At 67.4% G+C, this 6,005-nt stretch carries 5 protein-coding genes; all 5 read right to left on the bottom strand.

The features are described 5' to 3' along the window. Positions 1–69: 69 nt before the first annotated feature. The 5 genes from ACTJJM_RS17455 to recQ all read right to left on the bottom strand — a co-directional run bounded on the left by ACTJJM_RS17455 (position 70) and on the right by recQ (position 5,817). Positions 70–582, bottom strand: coding sequence for a GNAT family N-acetyltransferase (locus ACTJJM_RS17455; RefSeq protein ID WP_010481707.1), 513 nt, complete (start codon positions 580–582; stop codon positions 70–72). A gap of 81 nt (positions 583–663) precedes the next feature. Continuing rightward, positions 664–1,659, bottom strand: coding sequence for a copper resistance protein B (locus tag ACTJJM_RS17450; RefSeq protein WP_049453774.1), 996 nt, complete (start codon positions 1,657–1,659; stop codon positions 664–666). Then, complete coding sequence (locus ACTJJM_RS17445) at positions 1,656–3,464, bottom strand: copper resistance system multicopper oxidase (protein WP_049453776.1); 1,809 nt, start codon at positions 3,462–3,464, stop codon at positions 1,656–1,658. The genes ACTJJM_RS17450 and ACTJJM_RS17445 overlap by 4 nt, the downstream gene beginning before the upstream one ends. A 75-nt stretch (positions 3,465–3,539) precedes the next feature. Then, entirely contained in the window at positions 3,540–3,923 is a 384-nt protein-coding gene (locus ACTJJM_RS17440; RefSeq protein ID WP_010481710.1) for a CopL family metal-binding regulatory protein, read from the bottom strand. 88 nt (positions 3,924–4,011) lie between these two features. Further along, positions 4,012–5,817: a DNA helicase RecQ gene (gene recQ, locus ACTJJM_RS17435; RefSeq protein ID WP_440865851.1), complete on the bottom strand. Its 1,806-nt coding sequence runs from the start codon at positions 5,815–5,817 to the stop codon at positions 4,012–4,014. Positions 5,818–6,005 lie beyond the last annotated feature (188 nt).

Here is a 6,005-nt window from a genome sequence, read left to right as displayed (position 1 = left end):
TCCCCCTTCTGTTTTGTTTCCCCTACCCCCCCCCCCCCCCCCCCCCCCCCCGCTACATGGAGCGCGTGATCACGGCCGCCGCAGGATGAGCTCGCGGTCATGCGTGTCGCCGACGATGAAGTCGTACTCGCCGACCTTGCTGCACCCATAGCGCGCGTAGAAGCGCTGCGCGCCGAAGTTTTCTTCCCATACGCCCACCCACAGGGTGCGGCGCTGCGGCTGGTCCAGCCAGGCCATGAACGCGTCCATCATGCGTGCACCATGGCCGCCGTTCTGGTGTGCAGCCAGAATGTAGAACCGCTTCAGTTCGATGTCGCCCTCGCATGCATCCGTGTGCGGCAGGGTGTTGGCACCGGCGGCCAGATAGCCGACCACGGCGTCACCGTCCATCAGCAGCCAGATGGCACTGCGTGGGTCGGACAGTTCGATGCGCTGCGGTTCGCTGCTGTAGTGATCCTGCAGGAAATCGTGCAGGTCCTGCGGCGGATATGAGTCGCCCCAGGTCTCGGTATAGGTGGCGATGGCGATCGCCGAAAGCGTGTCGACGTCGGCGAGGGTGGCGCGGCGGATCTGCAACGACATGGCGGTGCCTGCATTGGAACGTGGCGCAGTGTAGCCGGCCCCGGCGGCTGCCGGGGCTGGCCACTGCTCACGTAACGCTGCTCAGAACCACATGCGCACGCCAGCGACCCAACGCGTGTCGCGCGCGTGGTCACCGGCATAGTCAGAGGTGTCGCCGAAACTGCGTTCGTGGCTGATGCCGATGTACGGCGCGAAGCGGCGGCTGAACTCATAGCGCAGTCGCAGCCCGGCTTCGACCTTGTTCAGGCCACGGCCGATGCCGTACTCCGGTTCATCCTTGGCTGCCACTGTGGCTTCCAGCAGCGGCTGCAGGATCAAACGGTTGGTCAGCAGCACGTCGTACTCGACTTCGGCCCTGGCCAGCACCTGGCCGCCGGAGCCCATGTACAGCGTGGCCGAGCTCTCGAACTTGTAGGGCGCCAGGCCCTGGATGCCGATGGCTGCCCACGTGCGGGAGTCGGCCGGCCGGAAGTCCTGGCGCACACCGACCAGCACGTCCCACCACGGCGACACGCTGCGGCCATACAGTGCTTCAAGCGACGATGATTCGGTGCGGCCACGGCTGCGTTCGCCATCGGTGCGTAGCCACAGGCGGTTGATGTTGCCGCCGATCCAGCCTGTGGCCTCCCAGGCCTGGCCGTTGCTGCTCTTGCCATCCCAATGCTCGAGGCGGTCGATCAGCAGCAGGCTGTTGATCTCCGGCGCATGCTCCATCGCACCGTGGGCGATGGGCGGGAAGGCGGCGGCGCGGTCGGCGTCGGTCGGGACCGGGATCGGTTCGAGGGGTTCGGTCGGTGCGGGCGCGCCGTGACCCATCGCCGAATGGTCCATCTGCGAATGGTCCATCTTCGAGTGGTCCATCGTGGAGTGGTCCATGCCGGCGTGATCCGCCGCACTCATGTCCATCTTCAAATGATCCATCTTCGAATGATCGACCGGTTCGGCGGGCGTCTTCGCGGTCTTCGCCGGCGCGTCCATCGCGGCCATGTCATGGCCTGCGTGCGACTGCGCGAACACCGGCAATGCGGCGGCCAGGCCCAGGGCCAGCAGGCTGGGGGAAAGCAGTGAGCGGCTCATTCTTCGATCCTCACTTCGCGCATCATGCCTGCTTCCATGTGGTACAGCAGATGGCAGTGGTAGGCCCAGCGGCCGAGCGCATCGGCGCGCACGCGATAGCTGCGGCGCGTGCCCGGCGGCATGTCGATGGTGTGCTTGCGCACCTGGAATTCGCCCTGTGCGTTTTCCAGATCGCTCCACACGCCGTGCAGGTGGATCGGGTGCTGCATCATGGTGTCGTTGACCAGCACGATGCGCATGCGCTCGCCGTAGTTCAGCCGCAGCGGCTCGGCGCTGGCGAACGGGATGCCGTCGAACGACCAGGAGAATTTCTCCATGTGGCCGGTCAGGTGCAGCTCGATCTCGCGGCTCGGCTCGCGGCCATCAGGATCCTCGAACAGGCTGCGCATCGCGCCGTAGGTCAGCACCTGGCGGCCGTTGTCGCGCAGGCCGATGCCGGGGTCGTCCAGCTTCGGTTCGGTGGCCGAACTCTGCATGTCCACCAGCGGGTTGTTGCGTTCGCTGGCCGGATGCTTCGGTGCCTTGCTGGCGGTATCGCCGCCGTGCGCGCCGTGGCCCATGCTGGCACCGCAGCCGCCTTCCATGCCCTTCATCGCGGCCATGTCGTGGCCACCGTGCCCACCACTGCCCATGTCGTGCCCCATGTCGCTCATCGTCAGCAACGGGCGTGGGTCGCGTGCGGGAATCGGTGCCTGCAGGCCATGGCGAACCGCCAGCGTGCCGGCGGCGTAGCCGGTGCGGCCCATGTCCTGGCAGAAGATCGTGAAGGCGTCCTGGCCGGTGGGTTCGACCAGCACGTCGTAGGTTTCGGCGGGAGCGATGCGGAATTCGTCGATGCTGACCGGGTGGATGTACTGGCCGTCGGCGGCGACCACGGTCATCTTCAAACCGGGGATGCGCACGTCGAAATAGGTCATCGACCCGCCATTGATGAAGCGCAGCAGCACCTTCTCGCCGCTGCGGAACAGGCCGGTCCAGTTGCCGGCCGGGGCGGTGCCGTTCATCAGGTAGGTGTAGGTATGCGCGTTGATGTCGGAGATATCGGTCGGCGTCATCCGCATCCGGCCCCACATGCCGCGGTCGGACAGCGCGGCCGACCAGCCGTCGCGCTTCACGTCACGCAGGAAGTCGGGCAGCGTGCGCTTGTAGTAGTTGTCGTGCTCGGCAAGCTTCTTCATGCGCCGGAACAGCGCGCCCGGGTCCATGTCGGTCCAGTCGGACAGCATGATCACGTGCTCGCGGTCGTGGTGGTACGGCGCCGGTTCGGCCGGATCGATGATCAGCGCACCGTACAGGCCGGCCTGCTCCTGGAACATCGAGTGGCTGTGGTACCAGTAGGTGCCCGACTGCTTCAGCTGGAAGTGGTAGTGGTAGGTCTCGCCGGGGCCGATGCCGTTGAAGCTCAGGCCCGGCACGCCGTCCATGTTGGCCGGCAGCAGGATGCCGTGCCAGTGGATGGAGGTCGGGTGGCGTCCCAGCGTGTTGCGCACGAACAGATCCACGGTCTGGCCTTCGCGCCAGCGCAGGATCGGCGCGGGCAGCGAGCCGTTGACGGTGATCGCCGGGCGGGTGCGGCCGGTGAAATTGGCCAGCGATTCGCCGATGGCCAATTCGATGCGGGTGTCGCTGAGCACGGCGGGGGCGCCGGCCAGGCGTGGGGCAGCCGTGGCGGCGGCGAGCGCGCGCTGCGGCACGCCGACAGCGGCGATGCCGGCAACCACGCCACCGGCGGCCAGGCCCTGCACGAACAGGCGGCGCGACGGCATGGGCACAGCGCCCGGACCGGGGGGAATGCGGGTATTCATGGTGGTGACTCCAGACACGTAAAGACGCCGGCAGGTGGCCGGCTACGGTGCGCAGGGCGCACGGTGTGTGTGGAATCAGCCGATGGGAGGGCGGGAGATCGGCGGCAGCGGCGGCGCCGGACGGCCAGTGGCTGGCATCGGCTGCGGGGCCAGCGACAGTGCTGGGCCGGCCAGGTACGGCAACGGCTGCACCACCAGCAGCGGGTGCTGGGCGCAGCTGCGCACGCAGTCCTTGATCTGGCAGTGGGCGTCGTGGGCGGGGGCCTTGGCCTGCGGGGCCTGGTCGGCCTGCATGGCGGCGTGGTGGTGGCAGTCGGCATCGCCGCCGCCATCAAGGGCGGCTACCGCGTGGGCCATCCGGCCCATTTCCTCGTGACCACTGGCCATGGCCGCGTTCAGCCCGTTGAGCAACAGGCTGAGCATGAGCACGACACGGAGCAGGGTCGAGGCCAGGGACATGGCGTTAATCTAGCTGCAAGTGGGCTCGGCTCTACAGGGGTACGAGCGCACGGTTGGCGACGGGGAGGCGCCTGGCCACGGCCCGGCGCTACCCTTCTTCACGCACGATTTCGACCAGGCGCGGGCCGTAGCGGCTCAGCTTGGTGCCGCCGATGCCGCCGACCCGGGCCAGTTCATCCAGGCTGGTCGGGCGTTGCTCGGCGATGTTGCGCAGGGTGCTGTCGTGGAAGATCACGAAGGCCGGCACGTTCTGTTCGCGGGCCAGTTCGGCACGCAGGCCGCGCAAGGCGTTGAACAGGGCCAGATCCTGCGGCAGTACCGACAATCCGGTGCGTTGTGCGCTGCGCTCCCGTCCGCTGGTGCTGCTGGCCGGGTCGCGGCGCATGCTGATCTGGCGGCGGCCGGTCAACACGTCACGGCTGGCATCGGTCAGGCGCAGGCCGCCGTGGCCCTCGCTGTCCACTTCCAGCAGGCTGGCGGCGACCAGCTGGCGGAACACGCTGCGCCAGGTGCGCGCATCCAGGTCGCGGCCGATCGCGTAGGTGCTCAGCTTGTCGTGGCCCTGCTGCCTCACTTTCTCGTTCTCGCTGCCTCGCAGCACGTCAATCAGATGGCCGACGCCGAAACGCTGGCCGCTGCGGTAGACACAGCTCAGCGCCTTCTGCGCTGGGATAGTCGCGTCCCATGAGGCCGGCGGTGTCAGGCAGTTGTCGCAATTGCCGCAGGGCTGGGGATAGGTCTCGCCGAAACCGGCCAGCAGCACCTGGCGGCGGCACTGCATGGATTCGCAGTAGCCCAGCAGGTGGTCGAGCTTGCCCCGCTCCAGCTGCTTGCGTTCTTCGCCGGCCTCGGACTGCTCGATCATCTGCTTGAGCAGGACCACGTCGCCCAGGCCGTAGCACAGCCATGCTTCAGCGGCTTCGCCATCACGGCCGGCGCGACCGGTTTCCTGGTAGTAGCCTTCCATCGACTTGGGCAGGTCGGTATGCGCTACGAAGCGCACGTCCGGCTTGTCGATACCCATGCCAAAGGCGATGGTGGCGCACATCACGATGCCATCCTCGCGCAGGAAACGGCGCTGGTTGTTAGCGCGCACTTCCGGCGGCAGGCCGGCATGGTAGGGCAGGGCGTTGAAGCCTTGGCCGCAGAGGAATTCGGCAGTCTCCTCGACCTTGCGCCGCGACATGCAGTAGACGATGCCGGCCTCGCCACGATGGCCACGCAGGAAGTCGGTCAGCTGCTTGCGGGCGTTGTCCTTCTGCACCACGGTGTAGCGGATGTTGGGGCGGTCGAAGGAGCTGACGAAGTGGCGTGCTTCCTGAAGGTCCAGGCGTTCGGCGATCTCGCGCTGGGTCGGCGGATCGGCGGTGGCGGTCAGCGCGATCCGGGGGATCTGCGGCCAACGCTCGTGCAGCACGGTCAACTGGCGGTATTCGGGGCGGAAGTCGTGGCCCCATTGCGACACGCAATGGGCTTCGTCGATGGCAAACAGGGCGATCCGGCTGCGCGACAGCAGCGACAGGAAGCGTCCGGTCAGCAGGCGCTCGGGGGCGACATAGAGCATGTCGAGCTCACCGGCGAGCAGTTCGCGTTCGACCCGGGCGGCCGTTTCGGCGTCCAGGGTCGAGTTCAGGAATTCGGCGCGCACGCCGAGCTGGCGCAGGGCTTCGACCTGGTCCTGCATCAAGGCGATCAGCGGCGAGATGACGATGCCACAACCGTCACGCAGCAGGGCGGGCACCTGGTAGCACAGCGACTTGCCGCCACCGGTAGGCATCAGCACCAGGGCATCGTGACCGGCAGCCACATGCTCCACGATGTCCTGCTGGGGACCACGGAAATCGTCGTAACCAAAGACGCGTTGGAGCAGGTCGTGCGCGGGACGGGAAGCCATCGCGCTAGTTTACCCCGGCGGGGGAGTCGGCAGGGCTGCGCCCTGCACCTGCAGAAGCCTTCAAGCCAGAGCAACGTCAAAGGCAGCAGCCGGCTCTGGGGTGTCTGCTGGTTGGGCGGGGCGGTGTGGGCTTGCAGGACACGCCGTAAACCCGTCCTTGGGGGCTCGATGGCGCCATCCATGGCGCC

Origin of the sequence: Stenotrophomonas sp. 22692 (assembly GCF_052045015.1) — a bacterium.
GTDB classification, from domain to species: Bacteria; Pseudomonadota; Gammaproteobacteria; order Xanthomonadales; family Xanthomonadaceae; genus Stenotrophomonas; species Stenotrophomonas geniculata.
This window is presented reverse-complemented; position numbering and strand designations above follow the sequence as displayed.

Bases quoted from the DNA above. Each gene is read 5' to 3' on its own strand.
- ACTJJM_RS17455 (WP_010481707.1), bottom strand. From the start codon at position 582: ATGTCGTTGCAGATCCGCCGCGCCACCCTCGCCGACGTCGACACGCTT.
- ACTJJM_RS17450 (WP_049453774.1), bottom strand. From the start codon at position 1,659: ATGAGCCGCTCACTGCTTTCCCCCAGCCTGCTGGCCCTGGGCCTGGCC.
- ACTJJM_RS17445 (WP_049453776.1), bottom strand. From the start codon at position 3,464: ATGAATACCCGCATTCCCCCCGGTCCGGGCGCTGTGCCCATGCCGTCG.
- ACTJJM_RS17440 (WP_010481710.1), bottom strand. From the start codon at position 3,923: ATGTCCCTGGCCTCGACCCTGCTCCGTGTCGTGCTCATGCTCAGCCTG.
- recQ (WP_440865851.1), bottom strand. From the start codon at position 5,817: ATGGCTTCCCGTCCCGCGCACGACCTGCTCCAACGCGTCTTTGGTTAC.